Below are 25784 nucleotides of genomic sequence, written 5' to 3'. Positions count from 1 at the left end.
TCTATTGTTCGTTAAATGTATTCTCTAAAACTTCTTTATCATCAAAATGATGCTTCACACCATTTACATCTTGATATTTCTCATGCCCTTTTCCTGCCACTAGGATAATATCCCCCGGATTAGCCAGCTGATATGCTGTGCGTATAGCCTCCTTACGATCCGCTATAGAAAGCGTCTTCGCCTTTTGGTCTGCTGCCACACCAGCTTCGATATCTCTAATAATCTGATAAGGATCTTCCGTCCGCGGATTATCAGATGTAATTAAAAAACGGTCACTATAACGCAGAGCCGCCTCAGCCATTTCAGGTCTTTTGGTCTTATCCCGATCGCCGCCGCATCCTAACACCGTAATGATTTTTTGCTCTGGACGTCGCAATGAACTTATAGTCTTCAACACATTTTCAACCGCATCAGGTGTATGCGCGTAGTCTACGATTCCAAAAACACCGGAAGTCGATTTCATCGTTTCAAATCGTCCTTCTGCTCCTTTCAAGGTACTGAGTGCGGTCAACACTTTCACCGTTTCCTGCTCAAGCAAGATAGCGGCAGCATAAACCGCCAAAAGGTTATATGCATTGAAATCGCCGATCAATTTCACCCATACTTCCTGTCCGTCAACACTCATCAACATACCATCGAAATGGCTTTCGATCACCTTTGCTTTAAAATCTGCACCAGAACGCAAGCCATAGCTCTTCCGGTGTGCCACTGTATTTTGAAGCATGACCTGGCCATTTCTATCGTCAGCATTCGTCAAAGCAAAAGCATTCGCATCCAAATCATCGAAAAACTTCTTTTTCGCTTTAATATAGTTATCAAAAGTTTTATGAAAATCAAGGTGATCATGCGTAATATTCGTGAATATTGCACCCGCAAACACCAAGCCTGCAATACGTTCCTGAACGACAGCATGTGAACTAACCTCCATAAATGTATAGTCACAGCCATCATCAACCATATCCCTTAACAATTTATTCAATTGAATAGGGTCTGGTGTTGTATGTGTTGCTGGTATAATCTTCTTTCCAATCTGGTTTTGCACCGTAGATAATAAGCCTACATGGTAGCCCAACTCAGTAAACAGTTGAAACAACAATGTAGCTACTGTCGTTTTACCATTTGTGCCGGTAACACCGACCAACTTCAGCTGTTCCGAAGGATTTCCGTAGAAATTAGCAGCAGCCACACCCAAAGCATAAGCAGAATCGGCCACTAAGATATAGGCGACAGAGTCTAATGTCTCTTTTGGTAACTCTTCTACAATAACGGCTCTTGCTCCCGAAGTAATTGCCTTGTCTACAAACAAATGACCATCTGTTTGAACACCTCGCACTGCGATAAACAAACTTCCCAACTCCACTTTTCTGGAATCAAAGCACAAAGAGTGCACATCGACCTCTTCAAGGTTCCCTACAACCTGCTGTACAGGAATAGCATGCAATACTTTTTTTAAATCCATCATTACTACTTAAGTTCTAAATTTATCGCCGTTCCAAAAGGCAGTTTCTGCCCTGCAGCTAACGACTGCATTCCCACTCTTCCTTTTCCTGTCACGTGCGCTTTAAATCCGGCATTCTCCACAACATATAAAGCATCCATCAATCCCATTCCGACAACATTCGGAACAATTCCTTCTTTATATTTTAAATCTATGAATGGTACGCCTCGTGTCGAGGTATCCACCTCTCCCCGCGCAATCGTATCCCAATTCACGGTATTAATCCCCAACTTATTGTACACTTTTTTACTAGCTTCCTTCGACCCCTGCAAAGTCAATGGCATTCTTCCGCCCACATTGACTGCTTTAAACGTCTTTTTCCCCTCCATTTCCATATCGTTTGCATATACCATGTCTGCAAGCTCTTTAAATACAGGACCTGCAATCGATGCACCATAATATCCATTTCTCGGATTACGAATCACGACAATAATGGAATATTTTGGATCTTCAGCTGGAAAATACCCAGCGAATGAAGATTGATATCGTCTAGCACCGTACCCTCTCGAGCCATCAGCCATCTGTGCCGTTCCTGTTTTACCACCAGAGCTATACAATGGGCTAGCAACACTTCTACCTGTCCCTTCAGTCATAACACCTTCCATCATTCCCCGCACCTCTGCTAAAGCATGATCCGATGCGATCTTTTCATTAATGACTTTCGCTTGAAACGTTTGAATTGTATTTCCTAAATGCCGAATTTCTTTAACAAATAGCGGCGCTATCAACTTACCATTATTTGCGACAGCATTATAAAATGTCAACGTTTGCAACGGCGTAATTTTCATTTCATAACCATAAGCCATCTGCACCAGCGACAAACCACTCCAGCTTTTACTTTTCGAAGATTTTACCAAGGGAACTCCTTCGCCTGGAATCTGCAGATCTAGCGTTTTTCCAAAACCGAAAGAATGCAGTTTTGATGTAAACTGATCTGGGTTATCTTTATAAGCCTGATAAACAAATTTAGTAACACCCACATTTGACGATTCCTCAAAGGCCCTTTTCGCAGAAATTATAGACTTCTTAGGCGCGTGTGAATCACGAATGGTATGCTTGTAAATTGGCCAGTTACCATTACCAATGTTCACCGTTGTACTCGAGTCTATTTTCTTATCATCAATCAAAGCCAAATAAGAAGCCAACTTAAATGTTGAACCTGGATCTGCACTTTGCGCAATCGCAAGATTAAACTTTTCACGATAGACCCCATCTTTATCGCGCATAAAATTGGCCACCGCACGCACCTCTCCTGTTTTCACCTCCATCATCACCACACAGCCCTCATCCGCGTTACTCGTAATCATCTGCTTCTCCAAGGCCCTTTGCGCCATATCCTGCATATTCACATCAATGGTCGAGATAATATCAGACCCATCAACCGGGGCAACCTCAATATCTTTGTTAACAGGAATCCATACTCCACCGGCTATACGCTGCATTAACCTCTTCCCGCTTTTTCCGTCGATATATTCTCCATACGCACCTTCCAGTCCAACATGAATATCTTCTTTCACATTTTTATAACCGATGGTTCTCGCAGCGAGATTGACAAAAGGTAAGATGCGCTTATTCTGCCTATCTGTAATCAAACAACTTGGAAAACGTTCCTTGTTGACACGAGCAGATTTAAGTAAAGGAAATTGTTTTACCCGTTTTAAATCCTGATGTGACACATTACGTTTGAGCAACAAATAGCGTTGTTTTTTATTGCGCGCCTGTTTTAATAATGTCAAATACTGCCGCGATGATTTATCTTTAAAAAAATCAGCAAGTTTAATAGCCAAGGAGTCAACTTTCAAATTGAAATACTCTTCACTCTCTTCCGGAATAGCCATTGCATCAAAACGAAGCTCATATTCAGGCACTGATGTAGCCAACAAGCTTCCGTCATTTGAATAGATATTACCACGAGCAGCCTCCACCTCTCGTTCCTGTATAGAAAGGCTATCCGCTAAAGCTTTCCAATGCTCTCCATCGACATACTGCAACTTTGTCATTTTTCCAAATACCAAAAACGCAAGTAGTACGATAAGCCCAAAAGCAAAATAGACACGAACAAGAATCGTATTTCTGATACTCATAACTCTTCCTATTTATCTTCCTTATTCTCTATAACTTCAACTTTGATCGGTGGCTCCACACGCTCTTTCAATCCCAGCGAATCTACACGTTTGGCAATTTCTGTCTGTGTAGACATTTTCATCAGTTCGGCGGAGAGCGATTTATGATCCCAGCCCAATTCCTTCACCTCTTTACTCACTTTATCGATACTCCGAATAGTTCGCTCTGCAAAATGACGATTGGAAATATACAACAACATCAGAAAAGCGATAAAAGCTCCAAACGGCAAGTACTGCAATATTTTGTTTAACGAAAGGTCTCCAACGGTAAAAAGCGTTTTAATAAACGCTTCTGTTTGTTCCGCCTTTTCTTCGACAGTTTCTTGTAGTTCCTCCTGAACTTCTTCACTCAATTCTTTCTGTCTTATCGTATTTCTGCTCATCCTCTCGCTCCATTTTTAAGACAAATCCAACTTTTCAGCAATACGCAGTTTCGCACTGCGCGATCTATTATTTAACGCCAACTCTTGCGCAGATGCCGTAATTGCTTTACGGCTCAGCACATGAAATGGTTTAATTTCATTTCCAAAAAAATCCTTTTCAACCTCTCCTTTAAACTTTCCTTTGGCCATAAAATTTTTGACCAAACGATCCTCCAGAGAGTGATAGGACATCACCGCCAATCGACCTTCAACATGTAGCACATCAACTGTTTGCAACAAAAATTCCTGTAAGGCTTCCAGCTCGCGATTCACTTCTATACGAAGCGCCTGAAACACCTGCGCATGATACTTATGTTCTTTACCTTTGGGAACCATCCGTTGAATCACCTCTTTCAATTCGGCAACAGTCTGGATTGGCTGTGTCAAACGCGCAGTAACAATTGTTTTCGCAAGCGACTTGGCATTCATGATTTCACCATACATCCCAAAAATGCGGTGAAGATCCTCCTCCGAATAAGTCGCCAAAAGCGACTTCGCATCTAAATCACCAACTTGATCCATACGCATATCCAGATCCGCGTCAAAGCGAATAGAAAACCCACGATCAGCCGCATCAAATTGATGCGAGGAAACACCTAAATCTGCCAAAATACCATCTACAGAACGCACTCCTTCCAACCGAAGGCTATTCTTTAAAAACCTAAAATTTTGATGTATCAATGTAAAACGAGGATCGTCAATTGCATTCTCCAATGCATCCGGATCCTGATCAAAAGCAAACAGTTTCCCTTTTGGCCCCAATCTCTTCAAAATCTCCCGAGAATGACCACCACCACCAAAAGTTACATCCACATAGACACCATCCGGCTTAATAGCCAAAGCATCCATGCATTCTTGCAACATTACCGGAACATGATATACATTCTCCATACGCTTATAGTCCAAAATTAATATCCCCCATTACCTCTGCCGCCAAAGATGATATATCCTCTACTCCACCATCACCCATCAATTCCTCATACCCTTCTTTTGACCAAACCTCAATCTTATTAAACTGACAAGCCAAAACCAATTCCGTGCTTATACCCGCAAATTCCAACAAACTTTTAGGTAACAAAACACGCCCCGCAGCATCCAATGTCAATTCCGTGGCGCCGCGCGTAAAAGCACGAACAAACGCCCGTACTTTAGGATCGAACTGATTCAATTTCGCCAGCTTAGCCGTCATCAAATCCCACTCTTCTCTTGGATAAAATACCAGATGTTTCTCAAAACCGCGATTCACTACAAGGCCATCCCGCTCTACATGAGGCATTTGCCTCTTGAGCGCAGCTGGCAACACCATTCTTCCTTTGGCGTCTAACTTGCATTCGAATTCTCCGATCAACTGAGTCATGTCGTCAATTATCCTATTCTAATTTAAATGTAAAAGTATACACTTTCTCCCACTTTCCCCCACTTTATCACATAAAAAAGTTTTCCACATCGAAAAATAGCTACAACAAACAGAAGTACTCTTGGAATAAAACCTACATAAAACCTTATTTACAAGCAGTTAAACCCCAATTTATCAGCAAAACAAACTATTACACTAGACGCGATTTTTCGCTCTTTTTTTTATCAAAATCAGAAATGAATTGTAAAAATTTCCTCTTTAGAAATTTAATTTTACCCAATTTTTCTACCAAAAGGGGGCAAAGTGGGAGACAATAAAAACAGAAACAAAAGATGTGGAAGAAAGTGGGAGAATGCTACTCAAATAACCTGAACAGAATTCGTTATTGTCGAGTAAAACCAATAATTTTGCGTCAAATATAATTTTCATAACGATATGCACAGAACACACACTTGTGGAGAATTAACACTAGCTGACTTAGGGAAAACGGTTACCCTAAGTGGATGGGTTCAAAAATCGCGCGATTTGGGCGGTATGACTTTCATCGATGTTAGAGACCGATATGGTATCACACAATTAACGTTCAATGCAGATGATGATGCTTCCTTGCGCGCAAGTGCCCGTGAGCTCGGAAGAGAATATGTCATCAAGGTAACCGGAGAAGTTATCGAACGCTCTAATAAAAATGCTAAAATCTCCACTGGAGACATTGAAATCAAGGTTTCAAATCTTGAAATATTAAATGCTGCTAAATTACCCCCTTTTACAATAGAAGATGAAACAGATGGTGGTGATGACATCAGAATGAAGTTCAGATACCTGGATTTACGTCGTAACCCGGTACGTGAAAACCTTATTTTACGTCATAAGACCTCACAAGAGGTACGCCGTTATCTTGACTCCCAAAACTTCCTGGAAGTAGAAACCCCATATCTGATTAAATCAACTCCAGAAGGAGCACGCGATTTTGTCGTACCTTCCCGTATGAATCCTGGAGAATTTTATGCGTTACCACAATCCCCACAAACCTTCAAACAATTATTGATGGTTTCAGGTTTTGATCGCTATTTTCAAATTGTAAAATGTTTTCGTGATGAAGATTTGCGTGCAGACCGTCAACCAGAGTTCACGCAAATAGACTGTGAAATGTCTTTTGTAGAACAGGAAGATGTGTTAAATATCTTTGAAGGGCTTGCAAAACATATCTTCAAAACAATCAAAGGTATCGACTTAGGCAATGTTCCGCGTATGACTTACGCAGATGCAATGCGCCTTTATGGATCAGACAAACCGGATATCCGTTTCGGAATGCAGTTCGTTGAACTAAACGAGGTTGCCAAAGGAAAAGGTTTTCCTGTATTTGATGCAGCAGAGTTAGTGGTTGGTATCAATGCGGAAAATTGTGCACATTATACCAGAAAACAACTGGATGCTTTGACCGATTTTATCAAACGTCCTCAGATTGGTGCTACGGGCTTGGTATATGCGCGTGTGAATGAAGATGGTTCAGTGAAGTCGTCCGTTGATAAATTTTTCACGCCAGAACAACTGTCCACAATTGCGGAAGCGTTCCACGCGAAACCTGGCGACTTATTGTTAATTATGGCTGGTGGAACAGACAAAGTTCGCAAACAACTCAATGAATTACGCCTTGAAGTTGCGTCACAACTTGGTTTCCGCAACAAAGAAACCTTTGCTCCATTATGGGTCGTTGATTTCCCTCTATTGGAATGGGACGAAGAAAGTGGCCGTTTCCATGCAATGCACCACCCATTCACTTCACCAAAACCGGAAGATATACCGCTTTTAGATACCAATCCCGGAGAAGTAAGGGCAAATGCCTATGACTTTGTTTTAAACGGTGTAGAAGTAGGTGGTGGATCAATCCGTATCCATGACAGAGAGCTTCAATCGCTCATGTTCAAACATTTAGGATTCAGTCCTGAAGAAGCAAAAAAACAATTTGGATTCCTTATGGAGGCCTTTACTTTCGGAGCTCCCCCACATGGCGGATTGGCTTTTGGTTTTGACCGTCTAGTATCCTTATTGGCAGGTTTAGATTCTATCCGCGACGTCATTGCCTTCCCAAAAAACAACTCGGGAAGAGATGTTATGATTGACGCACCGTCAACCATTCACCAGGAGCAGCTGGACGAGCTAAGCTTAAATATTGCGATAAAAGCATAAATTATTTAACTCGATTTTCGAGAAACAATTTATTAACAGTATATTTAAAAGTTGGTAATTTTTACCAACTTTTTTTTGTGAAAAATTAGCAGATTAGATGGCAGAGAGTACCGCTAATACGTTTATTAAGGAAAGTGCGCAAAAAGCATTTGACACCAAACACCGCGATATTATCAATTACAATATCGACAAATACAGCATGGCTTTCGAAAAAGGCAAGAGCAAATTTGCGGACCTTGAAAATAGCAAGATAAAAGCGAGCCTGATCAAATGGAAGGTCATGGAAAATCTCGATCGCTATTTGTTGCAATTTGAAGCAAACTTCACGGCTCGGGGCGGAAAAGTAATCTGGGCCAATGATGCTACGGAAGCCTTGGACGAAATCTATTCGATCATTGCGCGTAAAAAAGCAAAATCTGTTGTAAAGTCAAAATCGATGGCGACAGAAGAGATCGAGCTTAATCATTTTCTGGCCTCCAAAAATATTGAAGCCATAGAAACTGATCTTGGCGAGTATATCATTCAGCTGCTGGATCAAAAACCTTATCATTTTGTTACGCCGGCCATGCATTTGAGCCTGGAAGATATTGCCAAGCTTTTTCACGAGAAATTTGACACACCGCTAGATGCATCTGCGGAGCAACTTACAATGAAGGCCCGTGAATTACTTCGAGATCGCTACCTATCGGCAGAAATTGGGATTACCGGAGCCAATTTCTTAATTGCAGAAACTGGAAGTATAGCAATTACCGAAAATGAAGGAAATGCCCGATTGACATCGACCTTCCCCAAAACACATATTGCCGTCGTTGGAATAGAAAAAATCATTCCTAACGTACAAGATTTAGAAGTCTTTTGGCCACTCCTATCCACACATGGCACGGGTCAAAATCTAACGGTATACAACACGCTACTCACTGGGCCAAAACAGCCTTATGAATCAGATGGCCCCGAAGAAATGTATGTTATACTGCTTGACAATGGCCGCAGCAAGCTCTTAGCGCAAAAAGAACAACGTCAGGGTTTGTACTGCATCCGTTGTGGCGCCTGTTTGAATGTATGTCCAATCTACCAGAACATCGGTGGACATACCTATGAAACGACATATCAGGGACCAATTGGATCGCTCATATCGCCACATTTGAATGGTATGAAGGAATTTAAACACCTAAGCTACGCTTCCACGCTCTGTGGAAAATGTACTGAGGTCTGCCCTGTTGGTATTGACATACAGCGCATGCTTCTCGTCAACAGAAAAGATTCAGTCTATCAGGGTCTGGCAACAAAAACGGAACAAAAAGTATGGCAGTGGTTCACCTACGGGATAATGCGAAGAAAACTAATCGATTTTTTTGGTGGGAAATTCAAAAATTTCTTTCTCAAAAAACTCTTTCAGAAAACTTGGGGAGATCAACGGGAACTACCCAAATTGGCCGACAAATCTTTCTCCAAACAATGGAAAGAACATCAAAAAAATAAAGAATAACAAAAAAGTGGCATTAGACGATCAAACTAATGCCACTTTTTTTGTTAGCTTCGCTCCCAAACCTCAATACAAATGACTTCTGAAAATACAAAAACTTATCTTCCCTGGATTGATTTCTTACGTATTCTTGCCTGCTTTATGGTACTCATATCCCATAGCTGCGACGCCTTTGTCGGAACATTTGACAACAGCAGCACCTTTCACCAAGGTGTGTTCTGGGGAAGTATTGTTCGCGCCTGTGTCCCCTTATTTGCGATGATGTCAGGTATCCTCCTATTTCCCGTTAAAACCGATCTGGCTACCTTTTATAAAAAGAGAATCGGAAGAATAATTGTCCCACTTATCTTTTGGTCAATTGTATTGCCAATAGCTTTTTTTGTATACCTGAACTTTATTAAAAGTAGTCCCAGTGCTTTGATCGATATGAATAATTTTACGATGCAAGCAACGATTACAAAAATTTATACAGCAATCTTTAATTTTAACTACGATACTACCCCTCTTTGGTACATGTACATGTTAATTGGTTTATACCTCATCATACCTATCATTGGCAGCTGGTTGAATCAGGCAACAAAAAAAGACATTCAATATTTTCTTGCATTCTGGATGGTCACACTCCTCATTCCATACATAAAAATGATAGCTCCAACATTGGGAAATGCGGGCAACTATGACCAGATGGGGATCTGGGGAGTCTGTAACTGGAATGAATTTGGCACCTTCTACTATTTTTCAGGTTTTCTGGGTTACATTGTGTTGGCTTATTATCTGGTCAACTATCCTTTTCAATGGTCTATCACCAAGACCATAGCGATTGCCTTACCTTTATTTATCGTTGGATTTTTAGCCACATTTTTTGGCTTCTTGGCGACTCAAAAGTACTATCCAGGAAATTATGCCAATCTCGAGGTTATCTGGTATTTCTGTAATATCAACGTAGCGTTCATGACCATTGCTCTTTTTCTTGTCGTTCAAAAGCTGAAGATACCCGAATCTAAATGGATAAAACGTCTTTCATCAGCCACGTTTGGTATTTACTTAGTGCATTTTATCATTGTTCAAGCATTGACAGACATCTTCTTGCCTATTCCTACTCTTCCAGCCACATTGAAAATTTTCTCCATAGCGCTCTTAGGTTTTAGCTTAAGTTTCCTGATCACCAAGCTGATGGATAGTAATTCAATAACAAGAAGGTTTATCAAATAAGCGCATCCTGATGGGGATACCGAAGCGTTTTGCAATCGTGTAACCTTTGAGCTAGACAAAACACGTCGAACAAATGATGAGCTTAGGTATTAAGCATGAGCTTACATAAATAAGAAAGAGGGAACCAACGGTTCCCTCCTCTACTAACACTCACCAATATTTAATATGAAAACTATTCTTGTTTAATTTTTACGACGCTTTTACGTCTGCCTCATTTGTTTTAGTTACTTCACCTTTTTTAAAGTCTTTTCTTTTTAGCTGTCTGTCTTTTTTCCAATGTTCTTTGTGCATTTTACGATTTTCAGCGTAGGAATCCTTTAACGTTTTTTGTTGCTCTGGAGTTAACATTCCCATCATTTTTTCATGCTCTGCCACACGTTGTTTTTTCATTTTTGATCGATGTTCCTGACGTTCAGCAGCCATTTTTTGATGGTCTTTTGCTTGCTTCAAATTAAAGGCATAGATATCTTTACGCTGTTTATCTGTAAATTTCAATTTTTGATCCATGCGATCAGTTTTCATCTTTGCAACTTCCTCTGGAGTTTTATTTTTAAAACCATCGCGCGTTCTTCCCATTTTATGTTTATGCACGGAAGTTTGCATTTCTTTCATTTCTGGTTTAACATCTTTTTTTTCTTGAGCGAAACCGGCTAACATCAATCCAGATAACGCCAAACTTAACATCAACTTTTTCATTTCTTTATTTTTTTATAAAACCAACAATCATTCTTTTTAATAAGTACTCTTTTTCAGCTTATTTATCAGTAAGAGTCCTCGTGGCTATCGAAAGTTTAATTGATGATCTGTTAAATAAAGTTAAGAAGCATTTATTGTGAGACAGCACTTAAACGGATCGGTAATGTATACGCTACACGCACTTTAAGTCCATTTTGCACCCCTGGTTTCCATTTTTTCGCTTTCTTCAATAAGTTTATAGCAGCATCTCCCGTACCAAATTTCATATCACGTTTAACAGCAATATCTGTCAGTGATCCATCTTTTTCAACGACAAAAGAAACCTCTATAACACCAGATACCCCTTGATCCAAAGCCTGTTGTGGAAAGTTATAATTCTCGGCAATCCACTTCATAAAGGCAGGCAGCCCCCCTACAGGTGTTGGCATAATTTCTACTGATGTAAATGTACTGTTAGAATTATCATCAGTTCCGCCTCCGGATAATGAACCATCTTTAGAACCAGTAATATCACCATCTCTTTTTGAAGAACCAAATTCACCACGCGCAATATATGTTCCCGATGGACTTGCTTTCAATGTGATCCTTGAGGTCATTGTATTGGGATTTTTCAACTCATCCTGACTCACAAGTTCTTCCGTAACTTGATTTGCTTTCGCCACTTTTATATCAGGCATTCTAACCAGATCAAATTTGGATACATCTTGGGCAACCTGCTGCGGGGCTTTCTCCTTCATCATGACAGGTTCTTCAGGAACCTCTTCTTTCTCCTCTACCTTCTTTTGAATTTCTTCCAGCATGTCGGGCCCAATATCTTGTACTGTATAAATCACGGGCGGAACAGTTTGCTTAAAATATTTATTATATGCATAGGATCCTGCGATCAGCAAAACTGCAAAAGAAACAACAATTCCCAAACCCACATTTGTTGCTTTATCAGAGAGATTTCGCAACTCGTAAGCACCATACATTTTGTTACGACCAGCAAAAATAACGTCCAGCCATTCTTTGCGGTAGATATTCAATTTAGAGTTCATCATAACATTAAAGTTTAAATCTTTTCATTATGATGAGCGAAAGCCTTATATTTCACAAAAAAATTCAAAATACTTATGAAGTCACTTTTTTCAGCTATTTTTCTACTTACATTATATGCTTGTGGTAACAATCAAAATCAATCCAAGACTGCAATTAAGCATGAAAATAAGGAAGAGACAATTTCGCCATATTTTGGTTTTTTAAACCAGCAAAAGGACTCACTAATCGCTCTTCCTATGGATCAAGCAATGGAGGGTCCGGAAAAATATAATTATGTCATTGTGGAAAACCAAGTTAGCCCCCTTGAGTTTGTTCAGAATAAAATGGATAACAAAGAGAGTAACGGAAGACAGACCGCGCAGAACTTCGCGAATAGTGAAGGTTCGTTATTTAAAATTAGTGACGCAATTAAATCAGGCGAATTTGGCATGCTTGTCAACAAGGCTTTTTTAGATCAGTACAAAATTGAGCAGTTTACAAAAGTTCAAAAAGAAACATCTTCAGCGATTAAGGAGCAGCTTGAGAAGAAATACAATAGGAAGATTAATAAAAGTACGACAGTTGCCATCCTCAGTGATCAGTCCGAGTTTAATCTTACGGTATTTGAAAATCAACAAGATTCTGCTTTAGCTGTATTTTCCTACGCAAAGGACGAACAGCTGATCAATTTGGATTTCCCGGCTTTATACGATGATATCAGCACTTGGCGTGTTGATGATGGCGGTCAGTTTGACAACGAGGCTTTTCAGATACTAACAGTATTGCGTTCTGAGCAAGGAATTAGTTTTATCAGTATCTTTTGGGGTGCTGAGGGGTATGAACTAAACTTTTACCAGCCGAAGAAAAACTTATTTAACTCTATGGCACAGGCCTATGGGTATAGTTCCCCTTTATAAAATAAAGAATTTTAAGTTTCCCCAGTACAAAAGGACAGTGCCCGGGGAAACTCAAGATTTCAATAGTTGCTACAGGTGCATCCTAGCCATAGGAGCGACGTCCTGACCTACAAAATCTTTCTTTAGAAATTTATGATAGCCCGCAATGGCAATCATCGCTGCATTATCCGTACAGTATTCAAATTTTGGTATGAAGACCCGCCATTTGTATTTCTCCCCCATTTCAATTAAGCTCTGTCTCAGGCCAGAATTAGCCGAAACGCCACCTGCAATGGCAAGATCCTTTACCCCTGTCTCTTTTGCCGCTTTCTTTAATTTATTCAGCAGGATTGATACAATACGGGATTGCACGCTAGCACATAAGTCGGCCATATTGTGGGTCAGAAAATCCGGGTTCTGCTTCAATTGATCTTGGACCAAATATAATATCGCGGTCTTCAATCCTGAAAAGCTAAAATTTAAACCAGGGATCTGTGGTTCAGGAAGCCGATAAGCTGCCGGATTACCTTCTTTTGCAAATTTATCGATGAGCGGTCCACCGGGATAAGGAAGATTCAGGATTTTAGCTGTTTTATCAAAAGCCTCCCCTGCCGCGTCATCCAATGTTTCTCCCAAAAGTTCCATTTCAAAATAATCTTTCACCAACACAATTTGCGTATGACCACCAGAAACAGTAAGACATAAAAACGGAAAACTAGGCTTCGGATCCTCAATAAAATGAGCCAGGATGTGCGCCTGCATATGGTTTATATCTATTAAAGGGATATTCTGTGCAAGTGCAAATGATTTAGCAAAAGAGGTTCCCACCAAAAGTGCACCTAATAATCCAGGTCCCCGCGTAAAACTCACTGCATCTATTTGATTTTTGCTTACTTTTGCTTGGCGAATGGCTTCTTCCACTGTTGGAATAATATTTTGTTGATGAGCACGTGAAGCAAGCTCGGGAATCACGCCACCATATTTTGCGTGGATTGCCTGAGTTGCAATAACATTTGAACGAATTTCACCGTTAATACAGATAGAAGCGGAGGTTTCATCACAAGAGGATTCAATCCCTAAAATAATAGCCATAGCTTGAGGTAATAAATTTTAATACAAAAGTATCAAAAAAATAATTAAAATAGTGTCAATAGTCCTTGGTAGTATATTCATTATACTGCTTGCATTGGCGTTATCACTACAGTTGAAACCGGTACAAAATTATGTTGCCCAAAAAGCTGTAGACTATTTATCCAACGAACTAAACACCAAAATAAGCCTCAAAAGTATCTATTTCAAACCTTTTAAATCTATTGTAGTAGAAGATTTTCAACTCTATAGTCCACAGGGAAAAGAAATATTAAAATCAGGAAGGTTAGAAGCCAACGTCAACCTTTCTCAGTTCATTGAACTGAACAAGATTGTGATCAACAAACTAACCATTGAGGATACCCAAGCGACTTTTGAGCAATTTCAGGACAGCTCAAACATTTCATTTTTAATTCGTTATTTCAACCCACCTAAGAAAGATAAAAAGAAAAGTTCAAAAAAAATCATCTTCGATATAAAGGAACTTGTTATTACGAACAATGCGTTTAACTATGTTAACCATAGACGCAAACATTACAATAAAGTGGTCGACTTTGGAGATTTAGGGATTTCCAAACTTAACGCCCATTTTGATAAGATAAAAATCGATTCTAATCAAATTTCAGCGAACATCAAGACGTTCAATCTTCGCGAAAAGAAGGGTTTAGAGATCAAAGGCCTTCTTGGCCAAACGACGGTAAGCAATACAAGTATCGAGCTCAGTGAGCTTATGCTAGCCACCAACCGTTCTACATTCAAAAATTACATCAAACTTAGCTACAACAGCTTTGACGATTTTTCGGACTTCATCAATAAAGTTCATGTAAAACTTCGTGCACGGGACTCCCGTATTCACTCCGAGGATATTGCTTTCTTTTCTTCGCCTATGCACCAAGTCAAATTTGACGCCAATATCAAGCGGGCAAATCTAGAAGGAACTGTATCTTCCATCAACGCATCACAGGTCGATTTAACAATCGGAAAAAAAACTAGTTTAGCAGGCGATCTTCAGATTATCGGTCTACCAGATATTGACAAAACTAAATTTATTATTCCCAGTATAGCAATTTCTTCTGAGCACAAAGACTTAAATGCAGTTATTACAGATCTCGGAAATCTAAAAAATTTCAAACTTCCTGAAATTGTCCAGATCTTCGACAAATTTTCATTCAAAGGCAGCCTAAATGGATTATACAATAAATTTAAGACAAAGGGAGTTTTCACGACTGCGATCGGGAATGTTGAGGCTGATGCCTTACTGGATATCCAGAAGGAAATAAAATATGCGGGCAATTTTCAATCTAAAAAATTCGATGTAGGTACGATAACAAAATTAAAAGATCTGGGAGCAACAGGCTTCAATTTACAGGTTGACGGAACAGGTACCGATCCTAAGAAAATGAGCCTAAAGATAAAAGGAGATCTCAGTAATTTCAATTACAAGAATTACAGTTATCAACATATACAAATTGAAGGAAATACAGAGAAACAGTTAATTCTTGTTTCAGGGCAAATATATGATCCAAATTTAAAACTACAGTTTACCACAGATATCGATTGGTCTGTCAAACCCAACTATCACCTGGATGCTGATATCCAACAAGCAAATCTAAAGAAACTCAACTTCTTTCAGGGAGATTCCATCAACATTATTAACACGAAATTCCACACCAGTTTAATTGGGGACAACATCAATAATATTACCGGTGAATTTAAATCAGACAGTGTCAATTTCACTTCCTCTAAGGGCCAATTCGTCATCCGCGACATCAATTTCCTTGCCGAGGGCGATGAAAATGCACGCTCCCTAACCTTGCAGTCAGCTATCGGACACATTGATCTCAAAGGAAGAATAGACCTCAATACAATTGTTCCTTATTTTAAAGCTTTAGCCATGCGCTACGCTCCCGCAATCGGGTTTGAAAACAACATTTTTAATCGCCAGGACTTTGACCTGAATATTAATATAACTTCTTTTAAGCCTATCGCAACATTCTTTCGAAAGGATATCGCGTTAGACAGCGGTGCAACGCTCAATGCAAAATTTGAAAGTGAAAAACAAACGGCTAGTTTTAACTTTTACGCACCCGAATTCAAATACAACGGCATTCGACTAACTCACCTTATTGTCGATCAAAATGCCAATTTGAAGAATATGGAATTGCAGACCTCTATCGATCGCATAAATTTCACCGACAGTACCTATATCAAAAACGTCAATATTTCAAACACTTTGGCAAACGACAGTTTACAATTTAACATCAAAATGTCGGAACTTGAAGCAAGCAATAGTCTGGATCTTAATGGCGTCATACGCTTCGCCCATGCCAAACCTGCCTATATCAATTTCTATCCATCGAATATCTTAATCAATAGAGAGCGATGGCTTGTCAATAATGATGCACAATTGAAAATATCGAAAGGAAAATGGTACTTTGAAAAACTGACACTGAGTCATGACGAACAAAAAGTCCACATCAATGGCATCCTGTCGAATGAAGTCAGTGATCAGATCAATCTCAAATTTCAGGACTTTAATCTTACATCTTTAAATGGTATTACTAAGCCCCATGGCATCAATCTCTCCGGCAATTTAAACGGAAATATTGAAGTTAATTCCGTATTCAAAGCACCCTTTATTGTCGCCAATATAAAAACTTCACCTATCCTCTATAACAATATTCCCATCGGCTCACTAGCCCTGAGTGCCAACTACGACCCCGAGAATCAACTGGTAAAACTAGACAGCAAGATAGAGGAAGGAAATAAATTAATTCATTTACAAGGTTCCTATAACCATTTAAGTGAAAACAATAAGCTTAATCTGAAAGCTAAAGTGGAAAATACAGATGTATTTGTTTTTCAACCATTTTTACGAAGCTTAGTATCCAATATGCAAGGCAAGGTCACTGCAGATCTTGCTATTGAAGGAGACATCCTGAATCCTAAAATTACGGGTTCCGGAAAATTGGATAACGCTTCAATGGTCATCAATTACCTCAAAACACCCTACCGACTTTCTGACGAAATTGCGGTTACCAATAACCGTATCTTTCTCACAGGGCTAAAAGTATACGATTCAAAAAACAATGTAGCAACCATTGATGGCGTTGTAGATCTCAACAAATTGAGTGATCCCGATATCGATGTAACTGCAGAAACGAAGAATTTCATGGTATTAAATACCACGGTAAAGGACAATAACGTCTACTACGGAACCGCTTACGCTTCGGGAACCTTCCAGTTTAAAGGACTAACGTCGGCCATGAACATCAATATACGTGCTAAATCCGAAGAAAATACTGTTATCAATATCCCTTTCAATAGCGCCAGTACGATCTCAGATACCGACTTTATCTACTTTATTGAGAAGGATTCGACCAAAATGAAGAAAAACACAAAAAAACGAGATTTCAACGGTCTGACCATGAATATGGACCTCTTGATAAACCCGAATGCCGAAATAAATTTATTCTCCAGTATGGGCGAATTATCAGGAAGGGGAAACAGCAATCTCAACATGCGGATATCTTCATTGGGAGATTTTGAAATGTTTGGGGATTTTATCATAAACAGCGGAAAATTCAATTTCACCGCCCAAGATTACATCAACAAGATTTTTGATCTCAAAGAAGGCGGTACCGTGCGATGGGCAGGAAACCCAACCGAAGCGAATATTAATATCAATGCCATCTACCAACAAAGAACAAGCTTAGCGCCTTTGTACAATGCCGCAGGCCGGGAAGAAAACCCCGAGCGTGTATTGGCACAGGCCGACATGATCCTAAAAGGGCAGTTAAGTCAGCCGGAAATCACGTTTGATATCAACTTTCCACAAAACCCCGGGGTTAAGGATGAACTACAAGGATACTTTTCAGATGCCAACAATGTCAATCAACAAGCGCTTAGCCTAATCGTGAGACGTAGTTTTACACCTGGTACACAAACAGACTTCGGTAAAGAAGTAAACAATACCTTGTTATCTGCGGGAACTGAAATAGCGTTCAACCAGATCAACAACATCATAGCCCAATCGCTTAACATCAATTTCTTTGATATTAATATCAAATCTTTAAATGATGCATCTGCCTCACTACGCCTATTCAACGACAGGCTTGTTTTGACAGGAGGTATCTCCGACCGTAGAAGTCAGGCTCTAACGGATTTGAATGTATTTTCAGATCGGGTCTCAACCGATGCCGAAGCTATGTTTTATTTAAGAAAAGACGGACGTTTGGTCTTACGTGCTTCCAATCGACTAAATACACGCAACTTTCTTCTTAGCCCCAACGACGGCGAATATATTAGTGCTTTCGGATTGCTCTATCGGCAGGAATTCAACACCTTCTCCGAGTTCTTGAAAAGGCTATTCCCTTTTGGCAAGAAGACGATTACGACAGCTCCTACAGAAACAAAGAAAAGCAAGGTCAATTAACCTTTCGGAATAGTTCTTTGCTATTTTAACAGGTCTCTTCCAATTCCAGCACACCTCTTTCAGCTCAGGCTGAGTTCGTTCAACTCAAGCAGACCAACTTCTATCCCAAACACATAATCCCTATTCTGGGAGTCCGTCTCGATTCCACCAGCAGATATTGTATTTCAGCTCCATACAACGGCTTACACAGACGATCTGTGGATGATCTGAACAACAATAAACGAATAGTGTCTAAGCTGCCACCAGGCGACGCGCTGCATTGAAAATAAAAAAGTCCCTCCAAATAGATCGGAGGGACTTTCTTTTTATTTTAAAAATCGCTTATGCCAATTTCTCGAATTCTTTGTATTCAATTTCACTAGCATTCAATTTCACTAAACCTTTCAAGTGATCAAATACTTTTAAAGCTTTAGCTTCTTCGAACAAACGATTACCTTGTTCTCTATCTTGCAACAATTGAATTGCAAATTGGTTCAACTGCTCATCAGAAGGCTCTTCGTTGATGTTGTACATCTTAATTTGCGCGTAGATACGTTCTTTTGCTAAATTGATAACTTCATCATATTTAACTTCAAGACCATTTTCAGTAACAACGCGATTTTCGATGATTGTCCATTTCAAATTATTCAAGAAATCAGCAAAACCTTCGTTCAATTCTTCTTCAGAAATGCTAGGGTTAGTTGCTTTCAACCATCTTTTCAGGAACTCTTCAGGGAAAGATACATCAACCTTCTCCATACCAAAAGTATACATATCATTACGTAATCTTTGATCTGAATTTTGTTTGAATAAATTCTCAACTTCTTCTTTCACTTTTTCTGTGAATTGAGCTTCTTCTGTTACTTCACCTTCCGCGAATAATTTATCGAAAAATTCTTGGTTAAGATCAGCTTCTTCTAAGCGGTTGATATTCTTAACAGTCAATTCAAATTTAGTGACGTCTAAAGCAGTTGCTTCTTCCTCAGTTATACCTAAGATACGTGCTAAATCTTCAGTTTTGAATGCTTTTTTAACATCAATCTTAACAACATCGTCTTTTTTAAGACCAACTAATGATTTTTTAATCTTAGCATCTTCTACGATATCTGTACGGATAGAAGTTGTTTTTTCTAGACCTTCTTCTTTATCTTGTTTCAATGTTGCATACAATACATCACCTTCTTCAGATACTTCTGGATTAGTCATTTTTCCATAGCTACGACGCAAGTTCTTGATACGATCTGCCAATGTCTCTTCATCAGCTTTGATTTCGTACGAAGTAAATTCAGTCTCAGCAGTAAAAGGTAATTCAAAAGCAGGAGCAAGACCAATTTCATATTTGAAGTTGAAATTGTCTTTATAATCCCAGCTGTACTGTGCATCATCTTCCAAAGGAAGTGGTTGACCTAAAACTTCTAATTTATTTTCAGCAATATAATTAGTGATTTTCTCATTCACTAATTTATTGATCTCATCAAATAAAATAGATTTACCATAAGTACGTCTGATATGTCCCACTGGAACTTGACCTGGACGGAACCCTGGTAATTTTGCTTTTTTAGCTTGCGCTTTAATCTCTTTGTCGACTTGAGGATTATAATCTTCAGGTGCTAATGCGACGTTGACTACCGCATTGATTGCATCTACATTCTCGTGTGAAATATTCATACTCTTTTTAGCTATATCGCATTCATAAAAAAATCCTCCCGAGGTTTTAAGTTCGGGAGGACATCAAGTGCGGAAGAAGGGACTCGAACCCCCACGCCTTGCGGCGCCAGATCCTAAGTCTGGTGCGGCTACCAATTACGCCACTTCCGCATTAGGATTTCTTTTGATGCCACAAAGATAGAAACCAAACCTATATCCTGCAAGTATTTTCTACTCTTTTTTTTATTTTTTTTCAATATTCTCCCAACCCCTTGCATAATTCATTATTATTCATTTACTTTGAATATCAAAGTACTTTTATGGAACAGAAAGATTTATTTAGAGAACTTGGGCAGATCAGATCATTAATGGAAAAATCGTCCAAATTTGTTTCAATAAGCGGATTATCAGGTGTACTCATGGGCTGTTATGCGTTGGTGGGAACGCTATTGGGATACTATATTATACACCAACCCGAAAGTACCGCTCTACTCTTGGGCCAAAATCTGAATAGGCCCCTACTGTTTTTAATGATTTCGCTCATCGTCCTCTTATCATCCCTGGTGACCGGCTGGCTAATGGCACGTAAAAAGGCGAGAAAAAATAAGCAGTCGATTTGGAACATTACAAGCAAATCTCTTTTATTTGCAGTTTCAATCCCCTTACTAACGGGTGGCGTGATATCCTTGTTGTTTTTTGTCCAAGGCTACTACCAGCTGATTGCGGCCATGCTGCTGATCTTTTATGGACTGGCACTGACCGCTGGAAGTATCTATACCTTTGCCGAAGCAAAAGGCCTGGGTATACTGGAAATCTGTCTAGGTTTGATTGGTATATGTTTTCCAGAAATCGGATTACTATTATGGGGATTGGGATTTGGTGTACTACACATCATCTATGGTTTTATCGTTTACAAAAAGTACGAATCGTGAAATTAGATCTTTCCTTATATGACAAAATATTTGAAAACAGAGTTCGCCTCCAAATTATGAGTGTTCTCGCTGCCAATGAAGAATATGATTTTAATTCATTGAAAGAACTGTTGGATGTAACCGATGGTAACCTTGCCTCCAACCTAAAAACTTTGGAAAAAGAAGAATACATTATTGTCGAAAAGAGCTTTGTCGACCGGAAGCCGAACACCAGATACAAAAGAACAACAAAAGGACTTAAAGCCTTTGAAAATCACCTTATTGCACTTGAAAATTTAATAAAACAGCAATACAAATAATTTTTTTATCCATTTACTTTGAAAACCAAAGTACTTTTAAAACGTAATTAAATGAAAGGAATTAGATTGAAACTGATGCTGCATCTCTACAATTGGTCCTCCAAAGTATATGCAAACATCTTTAAATGGAACAAAAAAGCCTGGGGAATCTCTAAAGCAGATTTCATGACCTACCCTATTGGAAGCATCGGCTATAATTTGGGGCTCTTTTATGAAAGTAAAGGTTTCGATGTCATGCCCAAACTGGAAAATCACGATGTTTTTCATATCCTGACTGAAACCGGAACAGAGATACAAGATGAAATTGCCATGCAATTCCTTTTGCTTGGTAATGGAAAGATGAGTCTGTATCTCATGGCAATGATTTTTATTGGCGGTACCTTATTTCCTGAATACTTCGGTTATTACAAAAAACATTTTCAAAAGGGGCGATCGCTCCAGAGCTTTCATCATTTAGAATTTAAAGAAATCCTTCATTGGCAATTAACGGAGCTTCAAATTGCCTTATACAGCAAAAACATTCAACTTAACTTAAACCGTTAAATTCATGGACTACAACAATTCATCTCCGACAGAGCAAACCTCAATTTTTGAGAAAATCAGTAATTCTACTGTACTAAAGCTATTTGTCATTTTCTTTCTTTCCCTCATACTACTTATTCCGCTAGCCTTAATCAGCGATTTGATTGAAGAGCGGAAAAACCGCGAACAGGAAGTATCGGACGGAATTACATTAAATTGGGGAAAGGACCAGGTTATCTCAAGCCCTGTACTCGCCATCCCCTATCGCGAGACTATCCCACTTTCTGCCGAAAAAGCCGAGAAATCTAACCTTAGAGAAGAGCTGGAATGGATATTTGTCTTACCCAAAACTTCCAATATCGCAACAGATATAACGCCACAACATCTCGCTAGAGGTATTTATAATACCGTAGTTTACAACAGCAACATCACATTAGAAGGTTCCTTTGACAAAATATCCCTAGAAAAACTCGAGGTCCCTCATGAGCAAATTGACTGGAAAGGCAGCAAGCTTATTTTCGGTATCCAGGATTTTAAAGGCTTAGGCAAGCGCCCATCCTTGAATTGGGATGGTAACGAGTTAACTTTCGATCCAGACTTTAATAATCTCAAATTATTCACTCAAAATTTAGTCTGTCCGGTATCTTTGGATCCGCAGAAAACGGACAATCGTTTCAAGATTAAGCTAAACTTAAAAGGATCCAAATCATTGAATTTCCTCCCTCTTAGTGATCAGACAAACATCCAGGCTAAGGGTAACTGGGCTAATCCAAGTTTCACTGGTGCATTTTTACCGAGCAAACGTAATACCGAAACATCCAATTTTTCGGCTTCATGGGAAATCCCATCTTTCAGTCGGAAGCTACCCCAACAATGGACTGGCGATGCCCGTCCAATCTATCAGTTCGATAACAAGCTCGAAAATGGAAATGAGGACAACGAACAAAAAGCAGCACAAACTGCCACCACTACACTTGCCTCTGCAAATAACCTATTGGATAACACGGACATGATTACAATTAACTTCTTACCAGATATCAACAACTATCAAAAAACAACGCGGGTTGCCAAATATGGTATTTTAGTCATCATTCTGACTTTTACTTCCCTCCTATTCACCGAGGTGATCAAGAAAAAACGGATCCATATCATCCAATATATTCTAATTGGAGCAGCAATGGTTCTTTTTTACACCTTACTACTCGCACTTTCCGAGCATATTGGATTTAATCTAGCTTATTTAACCGCTTCCGTGGCGACAGTTATGCTGATTGGCAGTTTCATTAAATCAATTACCAAAGACCAGAAATCGGCGCTGTTGCTGAGTTCAATTCTGGCTTTATTTTATCTCTTTATCTATATCCTGATGCAACTTCGGGATTATTCCCTTATCGCTGGAACAATTGGCATCTTTATCATTTTGGCGATTTTGATGCGCGTTTCAACAAAAATAAACTGGTATCAATTTGACAATAGCCATGTGGATCAATAGACAACATCTTCGACTTTACTGGGTCTTGATTCAGATATTACTTAAAAAAAATAGGGATTTATAATTCTCATAAGCCATTTCTACACGAAGGAGATGGCTATTTTTTTACTTGCCTTAGCATTTATGACCAAATTCTGTAACTTGCGAAGAAATTTTTCAGCGGCATAGATATGTTTAAACAGATGAAAAAACTTACAATACTTACATTAGCGATTATGGCGTGCAACCTAAGCAATGCGCAAGAAAGCAAAGGTGGAAAAAGCAATTTTAAATTAGTGTCGGAATCGCCACAACCGATCAACCCAAGTACACTTTGGGATCTTGGTCGTGTTTCGGCCGAAGGACTTTCTGCAGATGGCAAAACATTGGTATATGGTGTTTCCAATTATAATTTGGAAAGCAATTCAAGTGAAAAAAATCTATATACGATTTCTCTGATCAATGGTACCAACCAGCAGTTCACCGATCAGAAAGGCGGTGAAACAGTCGTTCAGATCGCACCAAATGGCGACGTAATTTATTTACTAAAAGGGCAGTTATGGAAGAAGAACCTATCTAAGGGTGAAGCACTTCAATTGACAAATGGTGATATCGCCTTAGAAAATGTCAAATTTTCTCCTGATGGAAAACAAATACTCTTCAGTCAGTCCGTTCTTGTAAAAAAATACCACAGCACAGATAAATATCCCGAATTGCCAAAGTCAGACGCTTATATCTATGACAACTTAGATTATAGGCACTGGGATACCTTCAATGATGGTAAGTTCAGTCATCCTTTTGTGGCGAGTTTTATTGATGGTAAAGTTGGTGAGCCGGTAGACCTATTGAAGGACCAAGCCTTTTATAGCCCTCAGGCACCATTTGGTGGCGCCGAAGATTTTGCCTGGTCTCCAGATAGCAAAGCAGTGCTGTATGTCTGTAAAAAGAAATTCGGAACAGACTATGCCGTCAGTACCAATACCGATATTTATCGCTATGATATCGTCAGCGGAACGACTTCCAACCTGACAGAAGGTATGAATGGGTACGATACAGCCCCAACCTATTCTCCCGATGGAAAAAGCCTAACCTGGCTCAGCATGAAGACCGATGGTTATGAATCGGACAAAAATGACATCATGCTATTTGACAAAAACAGCTCAATTCGTTTAAACCTAACAGCACATTGGGATGGTACGGTCAATAGTTTTATCTGGAGCAGTGACAATCGCAAAATCTATTTTACAGCTGCGACGAAAGGTACCGTTCAACTATTTGAACTTGAAGTACCGACCAACATTAAAGCTAAAAGTTTACCGAAAATACGTCAAATTTCGGAAGGTGATTTTGACATCACCGGGATTGTAGGTCAAGTAGCAGACAAATTAATCGTTAGCTCGACAAAGTTTACCCGTGCAACAGAAATCTTTAGCTTTGATCTAAAAACCAAATCTTTAACTCCGGTCACCAAAGTTAATGATGCAAAATACGCAAGCATCAGCGAAAATAAAATTGAGAAGCGTATTACAAAGGCATCCGATGGAGCAGATCTTTTTTCATGGGTAATCTATCCGCCAAACTTTGACCCTGCAAAAAAATATCCAACGATACTTTACTGTGAAGGCGGCCCTCAATCCGCACTGACACAATTTTATTCGTTCCGTTGGAATTTACAATTGATTGCATCACAAGGTTATATTGTCATCGCTCCAAACCGTAGAGGTATGCCTGGCTGGGGGGTAAAATGGAATGAAGCTATTTCCCAAGACTGGGGCGGTCAGCCAATCCGGGATTACTTGACCGCCATAGACGATATCTCCAAAGAGTCTTATGTAGATACAACACGCCGCGCGGCGATTGGAGCTAGTTATGGTGGATACTCTGTTTATCAACTAGCTGGCGTGCATCAAAACCGTTTCAAAACGTTCATTGCGCACAATGGTTTATTCGACATGAGAAGCTGGTATGGCACCACAGAAGAACTCTTTTTCGCCAACCACGAACTGGGCGGAGCGTACTGGGATAGCAAAAATGAGAAATCCTATACCGCATTCAACCCGATTGAAAAAGCAAATAATTGGCACACACCAATTTTGATCTTTCAGGGTGGAAGAGATTATCGCGTCCCAATCGGACAAGGACTTGCTGCATTCCAATTGGCTCAGCTCAAAAAAATTAAGAGCCGTCTGGTCTACCTACCGGATGAAAATCACTGGGTACTGTCCGGACAAAACGCACAAGTTTGGCAAAGAGAGTTCTTTACCTGGCTTAAAGAAACCTTATAGAAAGTACGCTGAAATCAGATCGGAAGATCATCTACTTTCGCGACTAATAAAGTCGCTTGTAAAGTGCTGAATTTAGCAGATTAGAAACGCCACTCGATGAGTGGCGTTTCTATTTCACCTTATATGACCGTATCATGCTCCTATTAACCAACGATTAATATCAAGTTATAGTTTTACAGGGGTTTTACAGGGGTTTTACAGGGGGTTAACAGGGGTATAACAGGGTGTCAACAG

General features: G+C 39.5%; 19 protein-coding genes and 1 tRNA gene. 10 read left to right on the top strand and 10 right to left on the bottom strand.

Annotation, left to right across the window (positions count from 1 at the left end; translation table 11 throughout):
• Position 1: 1 nt before the first annotated feature.
• From BV902_RS06820 to mraZ, 5 genes are read right to left on the bottom strand one after another with little or no spacing between them, the layout of a single operon-like run.
• Positions 2–1462, bottom strand: coding sequence for a UDP-N-acetylmuramoyl-L-alanyl-D-glutamate--2,6-diaminopimelate ligase (locus BV902_RS06820; RefSeq protein ID WP_075991282.1), 1461 nt, complete (start codon positions 1460–1462; stop codon positions 2–4).
• A gap of 2 nt (positions 1463–1464) precedes the next feature.
• Complete coding sequence (locus BV902_RS06815) at positions 1465–3582, bottom strand: penicillin-binding protein (protein ID WP_075991281.1); 2118 nt, start codon at positions 3580–3582, stop codon at positions 1465–1467.
• A gap of 8 nt (positions 3583–3590) precedes the next feature.
• Positions 3591–4004, bottom strand: a complete 414-nt coding sequence (locus BV902_RS06810; RefSeq protein WP_075991280.1) for an FtsL-like putative cell division protein — start codon at positions 4002–4004, stop codon at positions 3591–3593.
• Between the two features lie 15 nt (positions 4005–4019).
• Complete coding sequence (rsmH, locus tag BV902_RS06805) at positions 4020–4934, bottom strand: 16S rRNA (cytosine(1402)-N(4))-methyltransferase RsmH (RefSeq protein WP_075994656.1); 915 nt, start codon at positions 4932–4934, stop codon at positions 4020–4022.
• 4 nt (positions 4935–4938) lie between these two features.
• Positions 4939–5400, bottom strand: a complete 462-nt coding sequence (mraZ, locus tag BV902_RS06800) for a division/cell wall cluster transcriptional repressor MraZ (RefSeq protein WP_070564930.1) — start codon at positions 5398–5400, stop codon at positions 4939–4941.
• Positions 5401–5835: 435 nt separating this feature from the next.
• On the opposite strand from mraZ, the gene aspS reads away from it, so the two are divergent.
• The 3 genes from aspS (at position 5836) to BV902_RS06785 (ending at position 10282) form a co-directional block, all read left to right on the top strand.
• Complete coding sequence (gene aspS / locus BV902_RS06795; RefSeq protein ID WP_075991279.1) at positions 5836–7587, top strand: aspartate--tRNA ligase; 1752 nt, start codon at positions 5836–5838, stop codon at positions 7585–7587.
• A 97-nt stretch (positions 7588–7684) separates the two neighbouring features.
• Positions 7685–9073: a LutB/LldF family L-lactate oxidation iron-sulfur protein gene (locus BV902_RS06790; RefSeq protein WP_075991278.1), complete on the top strand. Its 1389-nt coding sequence runs from the start codon at positions 7685–7687 to the stop codon at positions 9071–9073.
• A 72-nt stretch (positions 9074–9145) separates the two neighbouring features.
• Positions 9146–10282: an acyltransferase gene (locus BV902_RS06785; RefSeq protein ID WP_075991277.1), complete on the top strand. Its 1137-nt coding sequence runs from the start codon at positions 9146–9148 to the stop codon at positions 10280–10282.
• A gap of 189 nt (positions 10283–10471) precedes the next feature.
• On the opposite strand, the gene BV902_RS06780 is transcribed toward BV902_RS06785, so the two are convergent.
• Positions 10472–10978, bottom strand: a complete 507-nt coding sequence (locus BV902_RS06780) for a hypothetical protein (RefSeq protein WP_075991276.1) — start codon at positions 10976–10978, stop codon at positions 10472–10474.
• A 131-nt stretch (positions 10979–11109) separates the two neighbouring features.
• Positions 11110–12018 (bottom strand): energy transducer TonB, encoded by a 909-nt coding sequence (locus BV902_RS06775; protein WP_075991275.1) that lies wholly within the window; start codon positions 12016–12018, stop codon positions 11110–11112.
• A gap of 72 nt (positions 12019–12090) precedes the next feature.
• Between BV902_RS06775 and BV902_RS06770 the strand changes: the two genes are divergently transcribed.
• Positions 12091–12912, top strand: a complete 822-nt coding sequence (locus BV902_RS06770) for a hypothetical protein (protein ID WP_075991274.1) — start codon at positions 12091–12093, stop codon at positions 12910–12912.
• Positions 12913–12981: 69 nt separating this feature from the next.
• Here the strand turns inward: BV902_RS06770 and tsaD are convergent, their stop codons facing one another.
• A complete protein-coding gene (tsaD, locus tag BV902_RS06765) occupies positions 12982–13983 on the bottom strand; it encodes a tRNA (adenosine(37)-N6)-threonylcarbamoyltransferase complex transferase subunit TsaD (protein ID WP_075991273.1) in 1002 nt (333 codons plus the stop codon).
• Positions 13984–14035: 52 nt separating this feature from the next.
• On the opposite strand from tsaD, the gene BV902_RS06760 reads away from it, so the two are divergent.
• Positions 14036–18415, top strand: a complete 4380-nt coding sequence (locus BV902_RS06760; protein ID WP_157625922.1) for a translocation/assembly module TamB domain-containing protein — start codon at positions 14036–14038, stop codon at positions 18413–18415.
• Positions 18416–18736: 321 nt separating this feature from the next.
• Here the strand turns inward: BV902_RS06760 and BV902_RS06755 are convergent, their stop codons facing one another.
• Positions 18737–20062, bottom strand: coding sequence for a trigger factor (locus BV902_RS06755; protein WP_075991271.1), 1326 nt, complete (start codon positions 20060–20062; stop codon positions 18737–18739).
• 68 nt (positions 20063–20130) lie between these two features.
• A tRNA-Leu gene (locus BV902_RS06750) sits at positions 20131–20212 on the bottom strand.
• 149 nt (positions 20213–20361) lie between these two features.
• Between BV902_RS06750 and BV902_RS06745 the strand changes: the two genes are divergently transcribed.
• From BV902_RS06745 to BV902_RS06725, 5 genes are all read left to right on the top strand, one after another.
• Entirely contained in the window at positions 20362–20973 is a 612-nt protein-coding gene (locus BV902_RS06745; protein WP_075991270.1) for a hypothetical protein, read from the top strand.
• Positions 20970–21272, top strand: coding sequence for a winged helix-turn-helix domain-containing protein (locus tag BV902_RS06740; RefSeq protein WP_075991269.1), 303 nt, complete (start codon positions 20970–20972; stop codon positions 21270–21272). Before BV902_RS06745 ends, BV902_RS06740 begins: the two co-directional genes overlap by 4 nt.
• 51 nt (positions 21273–21323) lie before the next feature.
• Positions 21324–21815, top strand: coding sequence for a hypothetical protein (locus BV902_RS06735; protein ID WP_075991268.1), 492 nt, complete (start codon positions 21324–21326; stop codon positions 21813–21815).
• Positions 21816–21819: 4 nt separating this feature from the next.
• Positions 21820–23286 carry a cell envelope integrity protein CreD gene (gene creD, locus BV902_RS06730; protein ID WP_075991267.1) on the top strand — a complete coding sequence of 489 codons (1467 nt, stop codon included), beginning with the start codon at positions 21820–21822 and terminating at the stop codon, positions 23284–23286.
• A gap of 182 nt (positions 23287–23468) precedes the next feature.
• Positions 23469–25550: a S9 family peptidase gene (locus BV902_RS06725; protein ID WP_075994655.1), complete on the top strand. Its 2082-nt coding sequence runs from the start codon at positions 23469–23471 to the stop codon at positions 25548–25550.
• The last annotated feature ends 234 nt before the right edge of the window (positions 25551–25784 follow it).

The organism is Sphingobacterium sp. B29 (assembly GCF_001952815.1).
In the GTDB taxonomy this organism is placed as follows: Bacteria; Bacteroidota; Bacteroidia; order Sphingobacteriales; family Sphingobacteriaceae; genus Sphingobacterium; species Sphingobacterium siyangense.
The sequence above is the reverse complement of the archived record's forward strand: the minus strand, read 5'-3'. Positions and strand labels throughout refer to the sequence as shown.